Source organism: Pedococcus sp. 2YAF34, from assembly GCF_052114585.1.
Lineage (GTDB): Bacteria > Actinomycetota > Actinomycetes > Actinomycetales > Dermatophilaceae > Pedococcus.
In genome coordinates this window covers 1-22580 of record NZ_JBFRFA010000048.1, presented here as the reverse complement: position 1 = coordinate 22580, position 22580 = coordinate 1, and the positions used below count along the sequence as shown (strand labels likewise).

The 22580-nt window shown below is 72.7% G+C and carries 19 protein-coding genes and 2 pseudogenes; 5 read left to right on the top strand and 16 right to left on the bottom strand.

The annotated features are described in order from the left end of the window. The 9 genes and pseudogenes from AB4Z02_RS17635 to AB4Z02_RS17595 form a co-directional block, all read right to left on the bottom strand. A pseudogene (locus tag AB4Z02_RS17635) lies at nt 1-244 on the bottom strand (hypothetical protein); the annotation flags it as partial. Between the two features lie 174 nt (nt 245-418). Then, on the bottom strand, nt 419-1288 hold the full coding sequence (locus tag AB4Z02_RS17630) for a GNAT family N-acetyltransferase (RefSeq protein ID WP_441972583.1): 870 nt from the start codon (nt 1286-1288) through the stop codon (nt 419-421). Next, a complete protein-coding gene (locus tag AB4Z02_RS17625) occupies nt 1285-1953 on the bottom strand; it encodes a DUF2306 domain-containing protein (RefSeq protein WP_441972581.1) in 669 nt (222 codons plus the stop codon). Before AB4Z02_RS17625 ends, AB4Z02_RS17630 begins: the two co-directional genes overlap by 4 nt. Then, entirely contained in the window at nt 1950-2642 is a 693-nt protein-coding gene (locus AB4Z02_RS17620) for a hypothetical protein (protein WP_056883868.1), read from the bottom strand. Before AB4Z02_RS17620 ends, AB4Z02_RS17625 begins: the two co-directional genes overlap by 4 nt. A 145-nt stretch (nt 2643-2787) precedes the next feature. Continuing rightward, nucleotides 2788-5487, bottom strand: a complete 2700-nt coding sequence (locus tag AB4Z02_RS17615) for a LuxR C-terminal-related transcriptional regulator (protein ID WP_441972579.1) — start codon at nt 5485-5487, stop codon at nt 2788-2790. A gap of 82 nt (nt 5488-5569) precedes the next feature. After that, nucleotides 5570-6421 (bottom strand): ABC transporter permease, encoded by an 852-nt coding sequence (locus AB4Z02_RS17610; protein WP_441972578.1) that lies wholly within the window; start codon nt 6419-6421, stop codon nt 5570-5572. Then, nucleotides 6418-7336: pseudogene (locus AB4Z02_RS17605) on the bottom strand (ABC transporter ATP-binding protein). The gene AB4Z02_RS17610 and the pseudogene AB4Z02_RS17605 overlap by 4 nt, the downstream one beginning before the upstream one ends. A gap of 39 nt (nt 7337-7375) precedes the next feature. Then, the gene (locus AB4Z02_RS17600; RefSeq protein ID WP_441972576.1) at nt 7376-8122 is read right to left on the bottom strand and encodes a DUF4386 domain-containing protein; all 747 of its coding nucleotides are present in this window, start codon (nt 8120-8122) and stop codon (nt 7376-7378) included. A 1-nt stretch (nt 8123) separates the two neighbouring features. After that, nucleotides 8124-8402, bottom strand: a complete 279-nt coding sequence (locus tag AB4Z02_RS17595) for a hypothetical protein (RefSeq protein ID WP_441972575.1) — start codon at nt 8400-8402, stop codon at nt 8124-8126. A 211-nt stretch (nt 8403-8613) separates the two neighbouring features. Between AB4Z02_RS17595 and AB4Z02_RS17590 the strand changes: the two genes are divergently transcribed. Continuing rightward, nucleotides 8614-9876, top strand: a complete 1263-nt coding sequence (locus AB4Z02_RS17590; protein WP_441972574.1) for an MFS transporter — start codon at nt 8614-8616, stop codon at nt 9874-9876. 72 nt (nt 9877-9948) lie between these two features. On the opposite strand, the gene AB4Z02_RS17585 is transcribed toward AB4Z02_RS17590, so the two are convergent. From AB4Z02_RS17585 to AB4Z02_RS17575, 3 genes are all read right to left on the bottom strand, one after another. Further along, complete coding sequence (locus tag AB4Z02_RS17585) at nt 9949-12681, bottom strand: tetratricopeptide repeat protein (protein ID WP_441972572.1); 2733 nt, start codon at nt 12679-12681, stop codon at nt 9949-9951. 79 nt (nt 12682-12760) lie between these two features. Next, nucleotides 12761-13036 carry a hypothetical protein gene (locus AB4Z02_RS17580; protein ID WP_441972570.1) on the bottom strand — a complete coding sequence of 92 codons (276 nt, stop codon included), beginning with the start codon at nt 13034-13036 and terminating at the stop codon, nt 12761-12763. A gap of 96 nt (nt 13037-13132) precedes the next feature. Then, nucleotides 13133-14068 carry an NAD(P)/FAD-dependent oxidoreductase gene (locus AB4Z02_RS17575; RefSeq protein WP_441972568.1) on the bottom strand — a complete coding sequence of 312 codons (936 nt, stop codon included), beginning with the start codon at nt 14066-14068 and terminating at the stop codon, nt 13133-13135. Nucleotides 14069-14201: 133 nt separating this feature from the next. Between AB4Z02_RS17575 and AB4Z02_RS17570 the strand changes: the two genes are divergently transcribed. Continuing rightward, entirely contained in the window at nt 14202-14798 is a 597-nt protein-coding gene (locus AB4Z02_RS17570; RefSeq protein WP_441972567.1) for a helix-turn-helix domain-containing protein, read from the top strand. Between the two features lie 301 nt (nt 14799-15099). Beyond that, nucleotides 15100-16002, top strand: coding sequence for an NAD(P)-dependent alcohol dehydrogenase (locus AB4Z02_RS17565; RefSeq protein ID WP_200949249.1), 903 nt, complete (start codon nt 15100-15102; stop codon nt 16000-16002). A gap of 50 nt (nt 16003-16052) precedes the next feature. Here AB4Z02_RS17565 and AB4Z02_RS17560 read toward each other — a convergent pair whose 3' ends face one another. The 3 genes from AB4Z02_RS17560 to AB4Z02_RS17550 all read right to left on the bottom strand — a co-directional run bounded on the left by AB4Z02_RS17560 (nt 16053) and on the right by AB4Z02_RS17550 (nt 20141). Further along, a complete protein-coding gene (locus tag AB4Z02_RS17560) occupies nt 16053-17093 on the bottom strand; it encodes an NAD(P)-dependent alcohol dehydrogenase (RefSeq protein ID WP_441972565.1) in 1041 nt (346 codons plus the stop codon). 60 nt (nt 17094-17153) lie between these two features. After that, nucleotides 17154-18590 carry an MFS transporter gene (locus AB4Z02_RS17555; RefSeq protein WP_441972563.1) on the bottom strand — a complete coding sequence of 479 codons (1437 nt, stop codon included), beginning with the start codon at nt 18588-18590 and terminating at the stop codon, nt 17154-17156. Between the two features lie 162 nt (nt 18591-18752). Next, the gene (locus AB4Z02_RS17550; RefSeq protein WP_441972561.1) at nt 18753-20141 is read right to left on the bottom strand and encodes an alpha/beta fold hydrolase; all 1389 of its coding nucleotides are present in this window, start codon (nt 20139-20141) and stop codon (nt 18753-18755) included. Between the two features lie 224 nt (nt 20142-20365). Here AB4Z02_RS17550 and AB4Z02_RS17545 point away from each other — a divergent pair, with 224 nt between their 5' ends. Both AB4Z02_RS17545 and AB4Z02_RS17540 read left to right on the top strand, forming a co-directional pair. Further along, nucleotides 20366-21130 (top strand): HD domain-containing protein, encoded by a 765-nt coding sequence (locus AB4Z02_RS17545; protein ID WP_441972559.1) that lies wholly within the window; start codon nt 20366-20368, stop codon nt 21128-21130. A 5-nt stretch (nt 21131-21135) separates the two neighbouring features. Beyond that, nucleotides 21136-22002 carry a CPBP family intramembrane glutamic endopeptidase gene (locus AB4Z02_RS17540; protein ID WP_441972558.1) on the top strand — a complete coding sequence of 289 codons (867 nt, stop codon included), beginning with the start codon at nt 21136-21138 and terminating at the stop codon, nt 22000-22002. A 30-nt stretch (nt 22003-22032) separates the two neighbouring features. Here AB4Z02_RS17540 and AB4Z02_RS17535 read toward each other — a convergent pair whose 3' ends face one another. After that, a complete protein-coding gene (locus AB4Z02_RS17535; protein WP_441972557.1) occupies nt 22033-22485 on the bottom strand; it encodes an AAA family ATPase in 453 nt (150 codons plus the stop codon). Nucleotides 22486-22580: the final 95 nt, after the last annotated feature.

Sequence of the window (22580 nt, the reverse complement as noted above, 5' to 3'; positions counted from 1 at the left end):
AGGCCTTGGCCTGGGCGCCGGTGGTCAGCTCCTGGCCGGCGTACTGCGACAGGTAGGGCTTGATCGCCGGGTCCTCGATCGCCTTGCCGGACGGCATCGTGATCTTCTGGTCGGCGAGCTGGCTGTGCACGTTGTCCGTCACGAAGTTGTTGGCCCAGGTCAGCAGTCCGCCTGCGACCAGGAGGACCGTGGCCACGATGAAGCCGGCGGCCGTGAGGAGGGTGTCGAGGGTTCTGCGTCGCATGGTTCTCATCTCCCGCTGTTCGGGGTTCGCGGCCCCGGTGGTGTTGCCCTGGTTGGGCATTCCCAGCATCGAGCCCGCGCGCACCTGCGTGGTGGGACCATCGTCCCCACCGCGCTGTGGTCAGTGTCACAGCGGCCCGCGCATGCGTACCCGGTGGTCGGCACCCGCCTCCGATCAGCGGAATTCGTTGCAGCGCAATGGGGTTCGTATCGCGGACGCCCACTCGGGTGCCGTGAGGGCGTACCCGTAGGTGTCCAGCCACCGGCCGGTCCGGTGCAGGGCGTCGGCCCGGGCATGCAGCTCGCGCCGGAGTCCCACCCTGTCCATGAGGCGCCAGGAGGGCTCGTTGTCGGCGAAGCAGGTGGCGACCACCCGGTGGAGGCGCAGGTCCTCGAAAGACACGCGCAGCAGCTCTCGCACTGCCTCGGTGGCGTAGCCCCGCCCGCTGTGGGCAGGGTCGAGGACCCAGGCAAGCTCTGCCTGCAGCCCCCGGCCGTGCGGTGCGGCCTCCGCCTGCGTCCAGGCGTCCTCGACACGGAGCATGAGGTCGCCGACGACCCGGCCGCCATGCTCGATGACGAGGGTCGTGGCGAGGCGCTGCGGGTCCGCGAAGGTCCTGCGGTACCGAGCGGGGTCCGACGGCAGCTCGGTCAGCCAGCGCCCGACCTCCTCCCGGCGCCGGAAGGCGAACGTCGCGTCGGCATCTGCGCGAACCGCTCGCCGGATGGTGAGGCGGTCCGTGGCGCGCGGCCAGGCCACACGGCCCAGAGGGTCGGGTGGGGCGGTGGCTGCCGCGCCGCGGCTCTCGACGGAGAGAGTGCCGCGGCTCTCGACGGAGCGAGTGCCGGGGCTGTCGACCGAGAGGAGGGGCGCGGCCAGGTCCCTGAGGCCGTTGAGGACACCATGGAGCTGCGACTGGTCGGCGATGGGTCCGGTCAGGGTGGTGGTGCCGTCCGGGTGGTGCCTGATGACGAGGCCGGCCAGCCGGGCTGACCAGTGGGCGTCGAGGTGCCCGTCGACGCGGACCTCGTAGGTGGGGCTCATGGCTGGGTCCCGAGGAGGGCCGGGGCCGGCGTGCGACGGCTGGTCTGGGCGGGGCTGCGCCGGATGGACCACTCGGCGATGGTGAGGTTGATGACCCAGGCCGCCCCTCGGGAGGCGTCGAGGGCCAGGGCGCCGTGGCCGAGGAGGGCTCCCCCCACGCCTTCGGTGAACGCCTGGGTCCCTGCCGCGAGGGCGATGGCATAGCTGCGCGTCATCCACGCGCGGTGCGCGGCGACGTCACCCCGCCGGATGGCGGCGACGCCGAGGGCGAGGCCGGTGACCATGGCGGGGGCGAACACCAGCCGGAGCACGAACAGCAGCGGTCCTGAACCCGGCTGGGGCGGGAGGAACACGGCCAGCCAGAGTGCCGAGCCCGCCACCGCGGCACCGGCGACGACCGCGACCCGTCCTGCGCTGCGGTGCCAGCGGGGGTGTCGCCGGCGGACGGCGGGCGCGAGCTGGACGGCGCCGAGGAGGGCGTACACGGCTGCGCCGCAGATGTGGACGACGACGGGCAGCGGGGAGGCGGTGAACCTCGCGTCGGCCGGGATCAGCTGTGGGCCACCGGCGAGCTCGACCAGCCTCGCCGTGCCTGCGAGGAGCGGTATGGCCGACAGTGCCACGAGTGCGACCGGGACGCGCCACCCCGGCTGCCGGCTCGTCATCGCACCGGCACCGCAGGCCGTGCCGGCGCCGTACGGGTGGTGCTGGCCGGGTGGGCGGCTGCACCGCGCTGGTCGCGCCACAGGGACAGGCCGAGGCCGATCAGGGCGAGGCCGGTGGGGACGGCCAGGGGACGGTTGAAGGACTGGGGGAGGAAGGCGAGGGCGGCGGTGGCGACGTTGCCCACGGCGAGGAGCGCGGCGGCCCAGCGGTTGAGGACGCCGGCACGGAAGGTCGCGACACCGAACAGCAGGCCGCCGAGCACGTAGAAGGCGCCGGTGACGGCGAAGACGGTGGTGAGGGCGCCGATGTCGCCGCCGGCGCTGCCCTTGAAGGCGGCCGCGATGACGTCGCCGGTCCAGGCCGGGTCGGTGCGGGCGGTGGTGGGGAGGGCGAACGCAGCCATGAAGGTGGCGGCGAACATCATCAGGAAGCCGGCGGAGAGGGCGAGGTACCCGACGAGGGCGACGATGCCTGCCTTGGCCTGCTGGCGCAGGTACATGCCAGTGAGGCCGACCAGGACGAGGGCGGACATGACGGTCTTGGCGGTGTTGCGGACGACCCAGTCGGCGGTCGTGGCCGACTCGACGGTCATGGCGGGGTGCTTCACCTGGACGGCGATGTAGATGGCTCCAGCGGCGGCGGCGGCGATGCCGGCGCCCTGGCCGAGACGGGCGGTCGAGACGTTCATGGCGGGTTCCTTCGGTCAGGTGGTCGGCGGTGGTGCCGACTGGTCCGAAGGTAGGAACAGCAGGGGTGAGGGCGAATCACCATCGGTGGTGACCCGGGTGGTGATCCGCGGACGGGCGGCGACCCGGATTCTGGTCCCCGGCTGGTCAGAGGTGGCCGAGCTCGCGGGCGCGTTCGACCGCGGCGCGGCGGGTGTTGACGTCGAGCTTGGTGAAGATGTGCTTGGTGTGGGTACGGAGCGTGTTCACCGACACGTAGAGCTCACGGGCGATGTCCGGCCCGGTGAGGGTCGTGGCGAGCAGGCGCAGGACGTCGAGCTCTCGTTCGCTCAGCGCGTCCGCGACGCCGGTGTCGGCGGTGGCCGCGCCCGGGAGGTACGTGGCGTGCCTCAGCGTGCGGGCGTGTGCGGCGGCTGCCGGGTGCCGTTCCGCCGCGGCCAGGAGCTGCTCGAGTGGCTCGCCCTCGTCGAGGAACAGCCGGACGAACCCGTGCGGGACACCCAGGCCGAGGGCGGTGGCGAGCTCGCCCAGTGCGGCTGCGCGCTGGCCGCGAGCATCGTGCAGGAGGGAGCGCAGCAGGTGGACCTCGACCACGGTGGCCCCCCGACCGCCCGCCCCGGCGCCCGCAGCGATGGCGGTGAGGCGCGACTCGGCCTCGCCGAGACGGTCGGCCGCGGCCCCGGGGTCGGGGTCGGCGCGCTGCTCGGCGATGAGCAGTCGGACGTACGTGAGCTGGTTGAACTCCTCCAGGTAGCCGCCCGCGACCTGCTGGTCGACACCGGCCGTGGTGGCCCACTCGCGGGCGTCGTCCAGGAGTCCTCGAGCGATGTGGAGGCGGGCCCGCTGCGCGGCGAGGGGGCGGATGTCGGGGAAGAAGCCGGGGACATACCGGTCAGCGGAGTGCTGCAGCAGGCGCAGGGCTGCGTCGAGGTCTCCCTGCGCGCGGTGCAGGCGAGCGGCGGTCATGGGCAGCCGGTACCGGTTCTCCAGCAGGGACGCGGTGTCACCGAGCGCCGAGGCGGCCCTCAGGTGCTCGCCGGCGGGGTCGAGGTGCCCCTGCTCGACCAGGACGTCCGCCAGGCCGACGTGGAGGTCGCCGAGGGTGGCGAGTGCGGCACCGGGGTGGTCCTGGGCGCCTGCGAGGGCGCGCTCGAACAGGCGTCGTGCCTCGTCCGGGCGCCCGCGGGCGACCCACATGCTGCCCAGCGGGACGGTGCCCCCGAACTCGTCGGCGACGTCCCCGGCCGCCGCGAGGCTGCGCACCGCCGTGGTGAACGTCGTCACCGCCTCACCGAGGTCTCCTTCGGCCCAGGCGGCCATCCCGAGGAACCCGGCCGCGCCACCCCGGGCCATGTGGTCGTCCGGGCCGGCCAGGTCCAGGGCGCGGTGGGCGTGCCGCTTCGAGGCGTCCGTGTCGCCCCGTGCCTGGGCGGCGGAGGCGCGGAAGATGGCGATCGTCGCCGGCAGGGTGCGCAGCTCCTCGCGCGTTGCCGCTGAGGCCTGCGGAGCCGGGACGGGCGGGTGTGCCTCGTAGGCGCTCCCCGCGTCCGCCAACCAGGCGTCGACGCCGTCGAGGTCGCCCTCCACGAGGCGGGTCCACGCGCGGTACGTCGCCAGCAGGGCCCGGTCCTGGACTGCGTCGTCGGGCAGCGCGGTCAACCACTGGCGCAGCAGGCCGTCCCGCCGTTCGCGCCGCAGGTCCGGCAACGCCCACTCGACGAGGCCCGCCGCGTGGGCCGGCTCGGCCGCAGCGAAGGCGTGGCGCACCGCGTCCAGCGGGCGGTCGCGCGCGGCGTACCAGACGCTCGCAGCGTGGTGGAGCAGTGGGACCCGGTCGGGGTGGTCGGAGAGGAGGCGGGCCCGGAGCGCTTCGACGAACAGGTGGTGGTACCGGTACCAGGTGCGCTGGTCGTCGAGCGGGACGACGAACAGGTTGCCCCGGTCCAGCGCCTCCAGGACGGCTCCGCCGTCGCTGCGGCCGGTCAGTGCGCCGGTGAGGGAGCCCGTGAGCTCGTGCAGGACGGAGGTGTCGAGGAGGAACCGGCGGACGTCGGCGGGCTGGTGCGCGAGCACCTCGTCGACGAGGTAGTCGAGGACGAAGCGGTTGGTCCCGGTGAAGTCCTGCACGAAGCCGGTGCTGTCCTGCACCCCTTGCAGTGAGAGGCCGGCGAGCTGGAGCCCGGCGACCCACCCCTCGGTCCGGTCGGCGAGCGCCTTGACGTCGGCCGGTGGGAGCTCCAGCCCCATGACCCGGTCGAGGAACGAGGAGGTCTCGTCCTCGGTGAACCGGAGGTCGGCGGCCCGCAGCTCGAGCAGCTCTCCTCGGGCCCGGAGGCGGGGGAGTGGCAGCATCGGGTCCGCCCGGGTGGCGATGGCGAGGGTCAGCTGCGGTGGCGCGTGCTCGAGCAGGAACGCCGTGACGGCCTGGGCCTCCGGCGACTCGACGACGTGGTAGTCGTCCAGGGCCAGGACCGTGCTGCCGGTGTGGAGGTCGAGGTCGTTGACGACGCTGGTCAGGACGGCCAGGGCGGGTGGGTCAGCGTCGTCGGCCATGAGGCGCGAGGCGTCCGGCAGGTCACGCACGGATGCCAGGGCGGCCACCACGTGCTCCAGGAGCCGGGCCGGGTCGTTGTCCGCCTCGTCGAGGGACACCCAGGCGACACGGCGGTCCGGGTCGTCCGAGTCGCGCAGCCACTGGGCGAGCAGCGTCGTCTTGCCGAACCCGGCGGGTGCGGAGACCAGCACGACCCGGGGCAGCGCGGTGGCGAGGCGGTCGATGAGCCGACGGCGCGGGACCAGGTTCGGGCGCGCGACAGGCAGGCGCAGTTTCGTCCCGAGCACGGCCACTCGTTGAGTCTAGGAGCCGGGATGCGGCACCCGGTGCGGAGGCTTCCCTGGTCGCGGCGAACCGTGGCGGTGGCCCGCGTCGCTACTTCACCTCCGAGCGCAGCACCGTGACCAGGCCGACCACCAGCGGGGCCACCAGCCACGCGGCTGAGGTCACGGCGAGCTGGGCCCACTGCTGTGCGCCGAACCCGCCGTGGAACAAGGCGCCCTGGCTGTAGGTGGGGTCGACCCACGGTTGCGCCTTGCGGAACCAGTCCTGGCCCATGGCCAGGAACGTGAGCAGGGTCGGCGCGACGAAGGCGTAGACGAAGTAGGCGACGATGGCGCCGGCGGACGCGCGGACGAGGACACCGAGCATGAAGCCGACGGCCACCAGGAGCGTGTTCGCGAGGGAGTAGTAGGCGAGGTCGGCGGCGGTCTGGTCCCAGACGGGGTCCACGCCGTGGATGGTGGTGCCGGCGAGGTTGCCGATGGCGCCGAGCGGGAACGCGAGCACCATGGCGACGACGCCGACCAGGAGCATGGCGATGCCCTTGGCGACGATGACGCGGCCGCGGTGCGGGACGAGGGTGAACGTGGTCAGCCCGCTGCGCTGGGTCCACTCCGCGGTGACGGACAGGAGCGCGATGAGCGGCAGCAGGATGCTCATGGGCTTGCCGATGGCCAGGGTGAACGTGCCGTAGCTGAGCTGGTCGGCCGGGGCGAAGGCGATGACGAGGACGGTCGCCGCGACAGCAGCCAGTCCGGTGCCGACGAGCAGCCAGAACCCGGAGCGGGTGTCGAAGGACTTGCGCAGCTCGACGGCGACGAGTCGGCGCACCGGGATGCGTGTCGGTGCGCTGGCCGCGGTCGGTGTGGGGGTCGGCGTGCTGGTCGACGTGGTGGTCGACGCGGTGGTCGACGCGGCCGGTTCGGACTGGACGGTGGTGGTCATGCCACGTCTCCTTCGCGTTGGGTCTGGGCGGTGATTTCGAGGAACATCTCCTCCAGGCCGGCGCCCTCGGCGGGGCGCAGGTCCAGGAGGGCGAGGCCCGGCACGCGCGGCGTGCTGGCCGACGTGTTCGGGGTCGGCATCGACGCGCAGCGTGGTGATCCCGGCGGCGCTGCGGACCCCGTGGTCGGTGTAGCTGGTGCCGACGGCAGCCAGGGCCTCGGCCAGCGCCTTCCCGTTGCGGGTCTGCACGAGGGTGCCGGTGGTGGCGAGCAGGTCGGCCTTGGTGCCCTGGGCGGCGATGCGGCCGTGGCCGATGACGACGAGGTCGTCGGCGATGACCTCGATCTCGTGCAGCAGGTGGGAGGACAGCAGGACGGTGCCGCCGCGGTCGGCATGGCCGCGAAGGAGGTCGCGCATCCAGCGGATGCCGGCCGGGTCGAGCCCGTTGGCGGGTTCGTCGAGGATGAGGACCTGTGGGTCGCCGATGAGTGCGGTGGCGATGCCGAGGCGTTGGCGCATGCCCAGGGAGTAGTCCCGCACCCGCCTCCGGGCCTCGGTGTCGGTGAGGCTGACCCGGGCGAGCATCTCCTGGACCCGGCTCCCCGGCAGTCCCATGGTCTGGGCGGCGAGGGTGAGGACCTCGCGCCCGGTGCGTCCGGCGTGCTGGGCGGACGCGTCGAGCAGGACGCCGACCTCCCTGCCCGGGTTGGGCAGGTCGGTGAACCGGCGCCCGAGGACGGTGGCGGTGCCGGCTGTCGGCTTGGTCAGGCCGACCATCATCCGCATGGTCGTGGACTTGCCTGCGCCGTTGGGACCGAGGAACCCGGTGACCCGTCCTGGGCGGGCGGTGAAGGTGATGTCGTCGACGGCGACGGCGGAGCCGTAGCGTTTGGTGAGTCGTTCCACGGTGAGCATGAGCGGGTCCTCTCGGAGGCAAGGGCGGCAGGGTGCTGCCTACGATTGGGGTGGGGTGGTGGTCAGGGCGTTGGACTTGAAGCCCTTGACGATGAGGTAGATGCCGAAACCGAGCTCCCAGAAGAACTCCGGCGCAGCCGAGAGGCTCTGGACCGCTCCACCGGGCTCGATGAGGTGCAGGAGGGCTGCGGAGCCAGAGGCGACGATGAGAGGCCCGCCGATGAGGCCGAGGACGGCGAGCCGGCGCGGCACCAGGCCGGTCCGGAACATCATCCAGCCGAGGATGCAGCCGTTGCCGACACCGACGACGAACTGCGGGCCGAGGTTGAAGGTCCAGTGCTGCATGGCGAGGAACGCGTCCCCGACGGTGGCCAGGCCGGCGGTGGCCTGCTCGTTCGCAGCCGCATAGTCCTGACGCAGGGTGACGACCGTGAGGACGGCAAGGATGCCTACACCGATGAAGACGCTCTCCATGATGCGGGCGGCGATGAAGCTGAGGCCGAGGTTGGGGTACCGGCTCTTGACGACCGTGTACAGGGCGGTGGCGCTGCCGATGTTGGCGATGATGAGGATCGCCTCAGCGAACGCGCCCCAGAGGACGCGGGAGTCCTGTCCGGGCCCGGTGACGTAGTTCCCGTCGAACAGCGGCGGGTAGAACCAGACCTTGGCCGAGATCGAGGTCACGTAGGTGAGGACGAACATCCAGCCGACGATGGTGGCGGAGCGGCGCCTCGGGTCCGCGACCGGCTGGTGGTCGACGGTGAGGGCCTGCTGGGTGGTGGCCATGTCATTCTCCTGGTTCGGTGGTGGGAGGGGTTGTCGTGCCGGGGTGGGGGTCCTGCTGGTGCAGGGAGAGCAGGGTGATGCCGATGTCGCCGAGCTGACGGAGGAGCCCGTGCAGGGCCGCCTGGTCGGCGACGGGGCCGTGCAGGACGGTGGTGCCGTCCTCGAGGGCGGTCAGGGTCATGCCGTCGAAGCGGGTGGCCCAGTGGGTGCCGAGCTGTCCCTGGAGGCGTATCTCGTACCAGGCTCGGTCGCGCCCGGTGGGGGCTGGCTGGTGCGTCATGGCTCTCCCTGGGGACTGGCGCCTGGTGGGCGCTGGCGGCGGTGGTTCGGTTCGGTACGCCGCAAGCTAGGAGCGCATGTGGTGAGCAGCCATCACCGCTTCTGGTGAACATGGAGGGGACCCTGATGGGTCTGGTGCCGGGCGCGGCCGCTGCCTACCGTGGAACGGCGGTCCCGCCCCGGCTGGCCGCCTTCGCCCGGGGAGGCCGCACATGCAGGACTCGACCACCGCAACGGCTCCCGGGTCCGTTCCGAGGGACCACGTCGGCTGGGGCTTCGTGGTCCTGTACACGCTGTCCTACCTGGGCACGTGCCTGCTGTTCATCGCACCGCTCGCGGTGACCCTGGCCCTGAAGGTGAACGACCTGGTGGGCAAGGATGCCGCTCCAGCCAGCCTTGCGCTGGTCGCCGGCGCCGGGTCCGCGGTGTCGCTGGTCGGCAACCCGTTGTTCGGCCGCCTGAGCGACCGGACGGCGTCGCGGTGGGGCATGCGCCGCCCGTGGATGGTCGGCGGCCTGGTGGTGGGGACGGCCGGCATCGTGGTCGTCGCGACCGCGACGAGCGTCGCCACGGTGGTGCTCGGGTGGTGCGTCGCCCAGCTGTTCTTCAACGCTGTCCTGGCGGTCCATGTGGCCGTCCTGCCCGACCAGGTCCCCACGTCGCAGCGCGGCATGGTCTCGGGTGTCCTCGGCGTGTGCCTGCCCGTCGCCTCCATCGGCGCGACCTTCGTCGTGAAGCTCTTCTCCGGACACGAGCTGGCCATGTTCCTGCTGCCGTGCGCAGTCGGCGGCGTGCTCATCCTGGTGTTCGCCGCGAACCTGGACGACCGACGGCTCGCGGCCGAGGTCAGGCCGGCATGGACGCTGCGGGACGTCGTGGACACGTTCATCGTCAACCCGCGCCGCCACCCGGACTTCGCCTGGGCGTTCCTCAGCCGGTTCCTGCTCGTCATGGCGTACGCGTTCCTCACGACCTACCAGGTGTACTTCCTGCTGGACCGCCTGCACCGCGCCGAGGCGGACATCCCCGGCCTGGTGTTCCTCGGGACGCTTGCGCAGTCGTCCGCGGTCGTCCTGGCGTCGCTGGTCGGCGGGCGCATCTCCGACTGGGTCGGGCGGCGGAAGGTGTTCGTGTGCGCTGCCGCGCTCGTGTACGCCGTCGCGATGGTCCTGCTCAGCCTCGCCACCACGTTCGCCATGTACATGGTGGCGGTCGCCGTCAGCGGGGTGGGGTTCGGGCTGTACTTCGCCGTCGACCTCGCGCTGGTCACCGAGGTCCTGCCCGACCCGGACCACGCCGCCAAGGACCTCGGCGTCTTCAACTACGCCGGCGCGCTCCCGTTCACGATCGCGCCCGCGTTGGCGCCGGGCATCCTCTCCCTGGGGGCGGGCAGCTACAGCGTCCTGTTCGCAGCAGCAGCGGCGTGTGCTGCTGCGGGAGCGTTCGCCGTTCTCCCGGTGAAGGCGCTGCGCTGAGGGTCCGCGGCCTTCGGCGACCATGCACCGGTCGTCACGGTCAGTCGCGGTCAGTTCGCGGTCAGCTCGGCGTCAGATCTCGTTGCGGTTGAGCAGGTCCAGCTCCCGGGCGCGGCTGACGGCGGCGCGCCGGCCGCTCACGCCGAGCTTGGTGTACACGTTCCGCGTGTGGGTCCGGACCGTGTTGAGGGACACGACGAGGTGGCGTGCCAGCTCGGGCCCGCTGAGGTCGCTGGCCAGCAGGCGCAGGACCTCCAGCTCGCGTTCGCTGAGTGGGTCGACGAGGGGCTGGCGTGGTCGGCGGCCCTCGGCCCGTGCGGGTGGGGCTCCTGCGGGCACGCAGGCCGCGAGCAGCGTGCTCACCCATGGCGTCCGCTGCTCCTGCTCGCTGAGCAGGCCGACGAGATGGGGCACGTCGACGGCGTGGTCGGTGAACGGGCGGACGAGACCTTCCGGACTGCCCACCCTGACGGCGGACCGCAGGTGGTCCGCGGCTTCGTCGTGGTCACCGGCGGCGCGGGCGGCGCAGGCCTGGAGCACCGCGATCTCGAGGAGGCTCCCGTGACGACCGGCCGCCTCAGCCGCGGTGCGCAGCCGCGACAGGAGTGAACGCACCTCCTCGAGACCCGCTCGCCCCCTCGCGCGGTTCTCGGCCAGCAGGAGCGTGGCCAAGGTGATGTGCTCGTACTCGCGCAGGTAGGTCGGCTCGTCGTCCGGCTGCACCTGGTGGATGGCCGACCACATGCGGGCGTCGGCGAGGCGCCCTTGTGCGATGAGCAGTCGTGCACGGGTGGCGTGCACGGGACGGAAGTCCGGTTTGAAGTCGGGCACGTAGAGCCGTTCGGCCTCGTCCAGCAGGGAAAGTGCCTCGTCCACGTCACCTCGAGCCGCGCGTGTGCGGGCCATGGTGACCCGGACCTGCGAGGCGTGTTGCGGCAGGCCGGCGCCTTCGCCCAGCTGCTGGGCTCGGCGCAGGTGGGTCTCGGCCTCGTCGAGCTGACCGCGCTCGAGGGCGACGCCCGCCAGGCCGGTGTGCATGTCTGCTGTGCCTCGGGGCACCCCTGAGGTCTTCGTGGTCAGGGCCAGGGCCTCCTGGAGGGTGCGTTCGGCGTCGCTGAGGCGGCCCTGGGTGATGCGGACGTCGGCGAGCGTCGTGGTGCAGCCCAGCACGTCCGAGAGGTGACCTGCCTCGAGCAGCTCGTCGACGCACCTGGAGTAGCAGAGGTGGGTGGCCTCGATGTCGCCGGTGCGCCAGTGGGCGAGCCCGGACAGGCCCCAGGCTCCCGCGCGGGTGGGGTGGTCGTCGGGGTCTGCGAGGCTCGTGGCGAGGGCGACGTGTCGATGGGTGCCCTCGAGGTCCTCGGTGACCAGGGCATGGGCCGCCCGGTAGAGGTGGATCTTTCCGGGCAGCCGGCCCAGCTCCGTGGGGTCCTCCACCACCACGTCGGGCTCGGAGGCCGAGGTGTGGACCAGCCCGGCGATGACGTCCTCGAGGTCGTCGAGACGTCGCGGGACCGAGCTGGTCTCGGTGTTGGACATGAGCCCGGCGATGAAGCCCATGGCGAGAGCAGGCCGTGAGGTGACGACGTGCTCGGGCAGGGCGTCGACCCAGCCGACGATGGTGCCTTCTTCGCGATGTCGCAGGAGGTCGGGGATGGCCGCCTCCATGAGCGCGGCTGCGCGTGCGTGGTCTCCGGCTGCCAGGGCGTGCCTGACCGCCGGGACGGGCTGTCCCTCGAGGTGGTACCAGGAACTGGCTCGCGCGTGCAGCTCTGCCAGCGGAGCACCCGACTGGTCCGAGGCGGCGTGGGCGCGCAGGACGTCCGCGAACAGGTGGTGGTAGCGGTACCACCGGCGTCGTGCGTCGAGCGGGATGACGAACAGGTTCTGCCGTTCGAGCTGTTGGAGGGTGTCGTCACCGCCGGTGTGGCCGGTCACGGCGTCGCAGAGCGGACCGGTGAGGCGCTCGAGGACGGACGTGCGGAGCAGGAACTCGCGAACGTGCGGCGGTTGGCGGCCGAGGACCTCCTCGACGAGGTAGTCGACGATGAACCGGTCGTCGCCGGCGAAGTCGGCGAGGAAGGTGCTGGTGTCTGCTCGGCCCTGCAGGGACAGGACGGCCAGCTGGATGGCGGCCGCCCAACCCTCGGTCCGGTTCTCGACGATGGCGGCCTCGGAGGGGTCGAGGTCCACCCCGGCGCCGTGCAGGTAGCTCGAGGTCTCCGCGTCGGTGAACCGCAGGTCGGCGGCGCGGACCTCGACGAGCTCCCCCTGGGAGCGCAGACGGCTCAGCGGCAGGCTCGGGTCGGTGCGGGTGCTGAGGACGAGGTGTGCTCGGGGCGGCAGGTGGCTGACGAGGAACGCGACCCCGTCGGCGATGGCGGGGCTGTCGACCAGGTGGTAGTCGTCCAGGACGAGGACGACGTCGTGGTCCAGCTCCGCGAGCCGGTTCAGGAGCTCGGTGAGCGCAGGCTGTGCGGTCGTTCCCGGGCCGTCGAGCAACGGCAGGACGCCGGCGCCGAGGTCGGGGTCGGCGGTGGACAGTGCCGTGACGGCGTAGGTCCAGAACGTCGACGGGTGGGCGTCGCCCGGGTCGAGGGAGACCCAGGCGACGACGCCGGGACCGGTCCGTTGGTGGATCCAGCTGGCGATGGCCGTCGTCTTGCCGAACCCTGCCTGGGCGGAGACGAGGGTCAGCCTGGTCGCGGCCCCCTGGTCGAGCAGGTCGCTGACCCGGGTGCGGACGAGGGTGCCGGCCCTGGGGCGCGGGATGAACAGCTTGGTGGTGAGCAGGGGACGTGACATGCCTGCTCCGTTCGCGACACCCAGCCGGCTGCCTGCAGCGTAGAACACCCAGGACCGGCGCCCAAGGGCCTCGGACGCGCTAGCGGTGCTCGCCTCGCAGGACCAGTCGGGCGCGGGCCTTGTGCAGCTGCGGCATGAGCCCGTAGATGACGATGGGCACGGCGATCGTGGCCAGGACGAAGGTGCGCAACACGGGGTTCATCGGGCGCAGCCACCCGCCGAGGGTGAGGTTGATGACGGTCAGCGTGGGGAACACGCAGAGCCAGATCATGAGGGCCAATTGGTGCTTCGTGGGGGGCGCCGTGCGCGGCGGCGCGGCGGTCGTGGTGGGCGCGGGCGTGCTGGGGTTGGGCATGGTGGATCTCCTGGGGTGGTGGGTGGGGTCGTGGGTGAGGTGGGTGCGACGCGTGCCGTGGTGGCGCGGGTCCGGGTCAGGGAACGAAGCCCCGGGTCAGGGAACGAAGCCCCGGTTGAAGAGGTCGACGGCGGTGCGGATGTCTGCGTCGACGAGGTCGTTGTTGATGGCGATGGCGGCGGCGGACCCTTCGCCGGCGGCGGTGATGACCTGGGCGCGGGGGTTGGCGACGTTGCCGGCGACCCACAGGCCGGGGACGGTGGTGGCGCCGTTGGCGCCGGTCGTCACCCAGCCGTGGTCGTCGAGCTCGCAGCCCACGCCGGCCAGGAGGTCGCAGTGCGGGACGAACCGCGGCGGGACGAACAGCGCGCGACGCGGGATGACACGCCCGCCGGCCAGGGCGACACCGTGCAGTGCGTCGTCCTCGATGACGAGGCGTTCGATGTCGCCCTCCACCACGCCGATCGCGCGCGCGACGAGCTGTGCCCGGTCCTGCGCGGTGAGGACGCCGTCGGGGGCGAAGAGGACGAGGTCGTGGGTCCACTGCCGCACGATGTGGGCGTACCGGACGGTGTCGGGCCCGTGCCACAGGACACCCAGTGGCTGGTCACGGACCTCCCACCCGTGGCAGTAGGGGCAGTGCAGGACGTCCTTGGCCCAGCGGTCGGTGAGTCCGGGGACGTCGGGCAGTTCGTCGTGCAGCCCGGTGGTGACGAGGACGCGTCGTGCCCTGAGGCGCTGACCGTCGTCCAGCAGCGCCTGGAAGCCCGACCCGTTGCAGCGGACCAGCTCGCGCACGGTGCCGTCCACGATGGTGGCGCCATAACCGGTCACCTCGCGTCGGCCGGTCGCGAGGAGGTCGGCCGGCGGCATGCCGTCGCGGGACAGGAACCCCTGCATGTGCGCGGCGGGGGCGTTGCGCGGGTTGCCGGCGTCGACGACGACGACGTCGCGGCGGGCGCGGCCGAGGACGAGGGCGGCGGACAGACCGGCGGCCCCGCCACCGACAACCAGGACGTCATAGCTGTTCATGCGGATCACTGTGGAGCTGCCGCATCGAGCCGCGCCAGCTTCGTTGCCGTTTCCGGGAAGGGTGTCCGCTTTCTCCCCTGCGGGGTTGGCAACGGCCGTTGCCAGCACCGCAACGGATGGCCACGATGTGCAGATGGAGGACTCGTCGGCAGCCATCGCGAAGGCCCTCGAACAGGTCGGCCCCCGGCTCAAGCAGCTGCGGGCCCAGCGTGGTGTGACGTTGACGGCACTGGCCGAGTCGACCGGCATCTCCAAGAGCACCCTGTCGCGGTTGGAGACCGGTCAGCGCAGGGCCAGCCTGGAGCTCCTGCTTCCGTTGGCGCAGGCGTATCGCGTGCCCCTTGACGACCTGGTGGGCGCGCCCGAGGTCGGTGACCCGCGGGTGCGCCTCAAGGCGAGCAGGCGAAGTGGGCGCACGGTGATACCGCTGACCCGCCAACCGGGTGGCGTGCAGGCGTGGAAGATCATCGTGCCGACCAGCAACAGCACCCCACAGCCGCGAACCCACGAAGGGTTCGAGTGGCTCTACGTCCTGTCCGGTCGCATGCGCCTCGTCCTCGGTGACCGGGACCTCGTCCTCGAGCCGGGGGAGGTGGCCGAGTTCGACACCCACGTCCCGCACTGGTTCGGCAGCGACGGCACACGGCCGGCTGAGGTGCTGAGCCTCTTCGGTCCGCAAGGGGAGCGCATCCATGCACGCGCGCGCACGTCGGCGGGCCAGCCGTACTGACCGGGCAGTCGGCACGAAGCTCCCTTGGTGCACCGCCCCGCACCGGGCGGAGGCTCGCATCGACGATTCACCACATGTGGTGACGACAGGCACGGCTCTCGCTTCCTACCTTCGTCCTTGTCCCCATCGACAACAGGACTCGTGTGGAGGAGGGAACGTGAAGGGCACCAGAGCATCCCGCAGCACGAAGGGTGAGCACCCGCTCCACCATGGCGCCCTGGATCAGGAGGCGGACGGGCGCACTACTCCCGCAACACGTTCCGGGCGCCGGTCGGGCCACGCTCCGGCCACCATGCGGGCCGTGGTCCAGAACGGGTACGGGCCCCCGGAGGTCCTCGTCCTCTCCGCCTCCGAACTCGCCCGCCTGCTCGACAGGAACGTGTTCGGGCGCAAGGGCCCGAGAGTCCGCACACGGGGCACCGACTTCGTGGGGACGGTCGAGGCGGTCGGTGGCAACGTGGGCGTCTGGCGTCCCGGCGACGAGGTCTTCGGGGAGGCGGACGCCACATGGGCCGAGTACGTCGTCGTCGCTGCGGACCGGATCGCCGAGGTTCCAACCCGGTTGGCGTCCCAGGAGGCAGCGGCGCTCCCGTTGGCCGGCACGACGGCCCTCGCGTGCCTCGAACCCGTCGGTGCCGACCCGGGTGCGAAGGTCCTCATCAACGGGGCCTCCGGTGGGGTGGGGACGCTGGCCATCCAGATCGCCCGGTCACGGGGCTGTCACGTCACGGCAGTGTGCAGCCGCCGGAACCATGACCAGGCACGCCGCCTCGGCGCCGACCAGGTCGTGGACTACCGCGTCGACGACTTCTGCGCGACCGAAGACCGTTACGACGTGGTGCTCGACCTGGTCGGCAACCGTTCGTTGAGGGCGCTGCGAAGGCTGGTGCGCCCGTCGGGAACCCTGGTCCTGTCAGGGGGTGGCACGCCCGGCAGCGGCCGCGTTGTCGGCGCGCTCGGCCTGCTCGTCAGGGCTCAACTGGTGGCGCGCACTCCTGGTCCACGCATCCTCGTCCCGGTGGCGAAGCCGAACACCCAGCGCCTGCAAGAGCTGCGGTCCCTGGTGGAGGCCGGACGGCTGTCACCCGTCGTCGACCGCGTGTACGACCTGGACCGGTCCCACGACGCCGTGGGGTACGTGGAGCGCGAGCATCCGCGCGGAAAGGTCCTCATCGCCGTGCCCGGGAAAGGGGCGCCCGCGTAGCCGCGCCGACGGCCCGACCGGCGAGCCGCTCAGGGCAGGCGGCGAGCCGCTCACCGCCGGCCGGCCGGGACGTCGTCAGCCGCGGTGGCCACAGGGACGATGACCACCTTGCCGCGGACCTTCCCCTCCTCGAGCAGCCTCATGGCGTCCTTGGCCTGGTCGAGCCGGTAGCTGTCGGCGAGGGCGGGGACGACCCGTCCCGCCTCGAGGAGAGCGGTGAGCTCTTCGAGGTCGCTGGCGCGCTCCTTGGCCATGAGGAGGGCAAGGCGCTCGCGGACGACCAAGGACAGCACCACGCCGCGCAGCTGGCGCCCCATGCCGAGGATGTTGCCGGTGTCCTCGCTGCCGACGAAGACCACGGTGCCGCGAGGTCTCAGTGCCCGGCGCAGCCTCTTCAGCGAAGCGCCGCCGCCGATGTCGAGGACGAGGTCGTAGCGACGGGTGCCGTCGGCGAAGTCGTCGTGGGCGTAGTCGAGGACCTCGTCGGCCCCGAGGCTCCTGACGAAGTCGGCCTTGGCCGCGCTGGCCACCCCCGTGACGTGGGCGCCGAGGACCTTGGCGAGCTGGACCGCGTAGCTGCCGACGCCTCCCGAGGCGCCGATGACGAGCACCTTCTGCCCGGTCCGGACCTTGCCCACGTCGCGGAGCGCCTGCAGCGCGGTGCCGGCGGAGATGGGCACGACAGCGGCCTGGGCGAAGCTGAGGTTGGCCGGCTTGTGGGCGAGCTTGTCCTCGGGGCCGACCGCGTACTCGGCGAACGAACCGGGGGCCACGCCGTACACCTCGTCCCCGGGGGCGAAGCGGGTGACGGCCGAGCCGACCTTCACGACGGTGCCGGCCACGTCCCGCCCGGAGATCCTCTTCTTGGGGCGTCGGATCCCGGTCCCCAGCCGCATGGCGTACGGCTTGCCGGTCATGAGGTGCTCGGTGCCGCGGTCGAGACCGGCGGCGTGCACCTTGACGAGGACCTCCCGGTCGCCGGGTTCGGGGACGGGGACGTCGCCGACGTGGAGGACCTCGGAGGTGCCGTACCTGTCCTGGATGACTGCCTTCATGGTGGCTCCCTGTCCGAGGGTGGTCGTGGTGTTCATGGTGGTCCTGTCTCTCGCTGGTGGGTAGGGGCGGTGAGGGTGGTGGGTGCTGCGCCGGCTTCAGTGCCGGGTGCGGGCGATCGAGGTTCCGAGGGCTGCGGTGGCCAGGGCGACCGCGGCTGCTGCGGTGAACGCGGCGGAGAACCCGGAGGCGCCGAGGGTGTCGCCGAGGTGGCCGCTGGCGGAGATGCCGATGGCGGTGAACGCGGCGGTGCCGAGGGCCGCGCCGACCTGGGTGGCTGACCCGGCCAGGCCGGAGGCGAGGCCGGTGTGCGTGTCGGGGACCGCGCCGGCGATGACCATGGTCGTGGGCGTGAAGCTGAGGGCGACTCCGACGGCGACGAGGAGCAGACCGGGCAGGACAGCGGTGGCGTAACCGCTCGCGGTGGGGGCGTTGGCGAGCCAGAGGTGCCCGGCCGCGAGGACCACGAGCCCGGTGACCAGGCTCCGCTGCGGTCCGATGACCCGCACGATGCGCGGCAGGAGGGTGAGGGAGAACGCGAACCCCGTCAGGGAGGTCGGGACCATGGCCAGCCCGGCCTCCCGGGGCGCCATGGCGAGGGCCTGCTGGAGGTACAGGGCCACGAGGACGAACGTGGAGGCGCGGGCGGCGCCGCCGAGCACGGCGAGGCCGACGCCGGTGCCGAGGGTGCGGGAGCGGAACAGCTCGAGGGGGAGCAGGGGCGCGGCGGCGCGACGTTCGACGGTGACGAACACGGCCAGCAGCGCAGCCGACGCGACCAGGGCGGCGACGACGGTGGGGGAGGTCCAACCCCGGTCGGCGATGCCGAGGGCGCCGTGGACCAGGGCGACGACCGCGCCGGTGATGGCGGCGGCTCCGGGCCAGTCGAACCGGCGGCGGGTGCCGCCCATGCCTTCGGGCAGGACACGACCGGCCAGGACGACGGCGGCCGCAGAGACGGGGACGGTGACGAGGAAGACCGAGGACCACCCGAAGGTCCCGACGAGCAGGCCGCCGGTCATGACACCGGCTGCCCCACCGAGCGCGGAGGCGGCACCCCAGATGCTCATGGCACGTGCCCGCGCCGGGCCGGGGAACGTCAGCAGGAGCAGCGACATGGCGGCGGGACTGAGGGCGGCGGCGCCGATGCCCTGGACGACCCGGCCGCCGACGAGCTGGGCGGCGGTGTCCGCGGATGCGGCGAGGAGGGTGCCGACGGCGAAGAGGACGGAGCCGCCGACGAACATGCGGCGCCGGCCGAGCAGGTCGGCGGCCCGTCCGGACAGCAGCAGCAGGCCACCGAACGCCAGGACGTACGCGTTGACGACCCAGGTGATGGCGGTGGGGCGCAGGCCGAGGTCGGCCTGGATGGACGGCAGGGCCACGTTGACGATGGACGTGTCGAGCATGACGACGAACTGAGCCGACACCAGGAGGGCCAGGGCGGCCCCGCGGCGAGCGGCGGTGTCCACCGTGCCGGTGCCGGTGCCGGTGCGGGTGCCGGTGTCGGTGGTCGAGGTGAGGGTGGTGGTCACGGTCGGCTCCTTCGATGGTCCTGGTGGTCTGCGTGTTCCACGGTCGTGGAGCGGGCGGCTGCTCGCCCCGGCGCAATGGCCGGGATCGACCTGGCGGCGGCCGCGGTGGCCCGACCGTCGCGGCGACCGGTGGTGCCGCGCGTGGCGTGCGGTGCCTGGTGGTCAGCGGGTGGGCACTGCCGTGTGGGTGCGGGCGGCGGTGACGACGTCCTCGATGGCGGTCACGGACTGCGCCGCACCGACGGGGTCGTGCAGGAACCCGACGTGGTCCATGTCGGCGACGGTGTGCCGGGTGTTGGTGGACAGGGCGGCCATCTGGTCCTGGGCGGTGGCCCACCCTGGCTTGGCGTCGACGTTGGCCTTGGCGGTGAGGACGACCAGCGGCCGGTTCCCGAGGGTGGTCAGGGCCTGCGCCTGGGCGAACGTGGTGGGCAGGCCTGCCTGCTCGGCCCGCATGCCGGCAAGACCGCGAGGGCTGTCGGCGAAGGCTGCCGTCTGTCGTCCTGCGTTCCCCGGCAGGCCAGGGGTCCCGATGGCCTTCAGGACCCGGCCGACGCCGAACCGGAACAGGGTGGGCCCGGCGGCGAGGGCGCGTCGCATGACCTGGTACTCGCCGTCGAACGAGGTGACGACCTCGACCTGGCGCGGGCTGGCGCTGTCGAGGAGGACGACACCGGCGACCTGCGAGGGGTACAGGTGCGTGTAGGTCAGGGCGTGCACGCCGCCGGAGGAGTGGCCGGCGAGGACGAACGGGCCCGTCTCGCCCGCGGCGGCGAGGAGCTTGTGGAGGTCGGTGGCCGCGGTGGTGGCGTCGGCAGGGTTGGGGGAGTCGTCGCTCCAGCCCTGCCCGGCGCGGTCGTAGGCGCACACCCGAGTGGTGGTGGCCACCTGCGGCCGGATCCGCGCCCACTGCGGGGAGGTCTCACCGAGGCCGTTGAGCAGGACGACCGTGGGGGCGCCGGTGCCGGTGCAGTGCAGGTGGAGCCGGTACCCGCCGACGTCGACGAGCCGGCCGGGCGCCGGACCGGCGGCGGTCCTCGGGTCGCCGCTCGCGGCCTGGAGGAGCCCACCGACGCCGGCGGCGACCATGACGGCGGCGACCGGGTAGACGAGGAGCCGGGCGCGCCGGCGCGGCAGGTCGCGGCGGGTGCGCCATCCGCTCCAGACACCGAGGGCGACGAGGGCAGGTGCCCAGACCCAGGGCAGCCGGCTCATGGCCGGCTCACCCGGGTCGGCGAGGGTCAGGAGGATGCCGCTGGCGGCGAGCGCCGCCGCCGGGACGTGTGCCCACCTCTGGGGGCGGTTCGTGTACCGGGTGGTGAGCCGGGCGAGCACGGCCCACCCGGCCGCGAACGCCAGGAGGGCGGCGCCGACGACGCGGGCCTCCGACGCGGACGGCAGCACTGCGAACGTGGTGACTGCGGCGGCAAGGGTGCCGGCGGCCATCGACGAGACCGTGATGCGCCCGAACGGGCCCCTCGCGGTGTCGGCCGCCGTGGTCGTGCGTGAGCCGGCGGTGGCTGGGCCGGCGGTGGCTGGTGTGGTGCTCATGGCGCTCTTCCTTCCTGGCCGTCCCGGGCGGTCGGCCACACGCACCACGGTCGCGGTGGGCACTGGTCGCTCGCCCCGGTCACTTGGCCGGGATCGCCCGCCTCGTTCGTGGTGTGGCCGGACCCGGCCACATGACCGGGGCGAACCGCCCCCACCCGGCGGCACAGTCGAGGTCCTGACCCGCGCCGTACGGGCGTGGGCACCGGACCCACCCGGAGGACCGCATGAGCTCCGCAACGACCGTCGGAACCATCGACTGGAGCCGCCGCACCGGCGGTCGGCTCGAAGCCCGTGAGCAGCGACAGATGGTCGCTGACCTGGCCCGCGTGCACGCGTCCAACGCCGTCGGCCGGCTGCGGCTGGCCGTGCACCTGCACCCGGGCCGGAACGCGTACGTCCCACCCGGCCGCCTGCAGGCGCCGGACTCACCCCTGACCCGCGCCGCCGGGCAGGCGGCCGCCCGCATCCTTCCCCCGGTCCTGCTCGGCCACAGCCAGCGTGCCTACGCGTTCGGGCGCGCGCTGGGTGAGCTGGACGGTGTCGACGTCGACACCGAGCTGCTGTACGCGGCCGCCCTGCTGCACGACACCGGGCTGGCCCTGACTGCTGGTCGCGACGACTTCACCCTGGCGTCCTCCCGGGTGGCGTGGGACGTCGCCGAGCAGGTCGGGCTCTCCACGGCCGCCACGGAGACCCTGCAGACGGCCATCACCATGCACCACAGTCCGCGAGTCACCCTCGATGCCGGACCGGTCGCCTACCTGCTCGCGGCCGGCGCCGGCGTCGACGTCGTCGGCATCCGCTCGTGGGAGCTGCCGGACAGCGTCCTCGAGCGCGCGGTCGCCGAACACCCCAGGGAGGGGTTCAAGGGGTACTTCACCCGCGCCTGGGCTGACGAGGCGGCGCGAGTGCCCGAGGGCCGGGCTCGCCTGCTGCGCCGCTACGGGGCGTTCAGTGCCGCCATCCGTCTGGCCCCGTTCGAGGAGTGACCCACATGACCACCATCGACCCCACCGCCCAGACCACGCGTCCCCCCTCGCTCACGGCGTCACGCGGCTCCTCGCGCCCCCGGCGCGTCGCGGAAGCCATCGGTTTCGTGGCCGTGTGGATGTCGGCGGGGTTCCTGCTGCACCTGCCCAGCAACGGCTACCTGCTGCTCGGCATCCCGTTGACCGCTGCCTTCCAGCTGCTCGTGCGGCGTCGACCCGTGCGTGAGCTGTTCGCCGCCGTCACCGCCCGGTTCGCGCTGACCCGCCAGGGCATCGTCATCGCGACCGTCCTGGCCCTCACTCCCGCCGTCTACGCGACCACGGCGATGTCGAGCGGCGACTGGGTGACCGCCGGGTGGTACCTCGCCGCCGTGGGCGGTGCTGTCGCTGCCGGCTTCGCCCTGCGCGCGCAGACGCTCGCCACCACGCTTCGTGACGCGGCGCGCCCCATCGCCCTGGGCGCCGGCGCCATGGCGACCGTGTACGGCGTCCTGCACCTGGCGACGGGGACACCACTGCCCGCGTTCGCGGCCCTGGCCGCCGTCGTCAAGTACACCGCCCTGTACCTCCCGGCGACCTTTCTCATGGAGGAGGTCGCGTTCCGCGGGGCCATCGACGCGCACGTCCACCACGACGGCGAAGGACGGGGCTGGCAGTCTGCGGTCCTCGTGTCCGCCCTCTGGGGCCTGTGGCACCTTCCGGTGTCCTCGGGCTTCGCCCTGCCGGTCCTGGTGGCCGAGCTGGTCGTCGTCCACATCGCGCTGGGTGTGTGGCTGTCGTTCGCCTGGCGTCGGACCGGCAACCTGGCCGCGTCCGCCCTGGCGCACGCGGGGATCGACGCCGTCCGCAACGCCACCATGCTCGGGCTCTGAAACAGTTCGGCACCGCGGGTATGGCGGCGGTCATCGGCCCCCTGGCTGGAGCAGCGCCTCCACGGCGTCGGCGAGCTCCGCAACAGGGAGCCGGCCGTCGAGCTCGCACGTCGCGCCGCGGCGGATGAGCGGTTCGACCTCCTGCACGTACCGCGCGATGTCCGCCTGCTGCGAAGGCTCCCGCCCGTAGGGGTTGTCGCGCCGCGAGGTCACGCGCGCCAGCAGCACCTCCAGTGGCGCGTGGAGGTAGACGACGTGCTCGAATCGGTCGTAGAAGCGGCCCTGGTTCTGCGCGGTCCCCGAGACCACCAGCGTCGGGTGGGCCGCGAGCAGTGTGCTCATCCGCGGCTCGTCCCACACGGCTCCGGGCAGCTCCCAGCCGTCGTAGTCGGTGTCGACGGTGAGGTGCCCGCGCGCGCTGAGGGCCTCGAGCAGCGTGCTCTTCCCCGCGCCGGACATGCCGGTGACCAGCACCCGTGCCATGCCCAGACCCTATGCCTCCGCCACCCTCGCATTGTTCTGGTCCAGCGATTCGCCTGACCCACGAAAAGGCGCTCTGCCCACGAAGATCCGTGGGC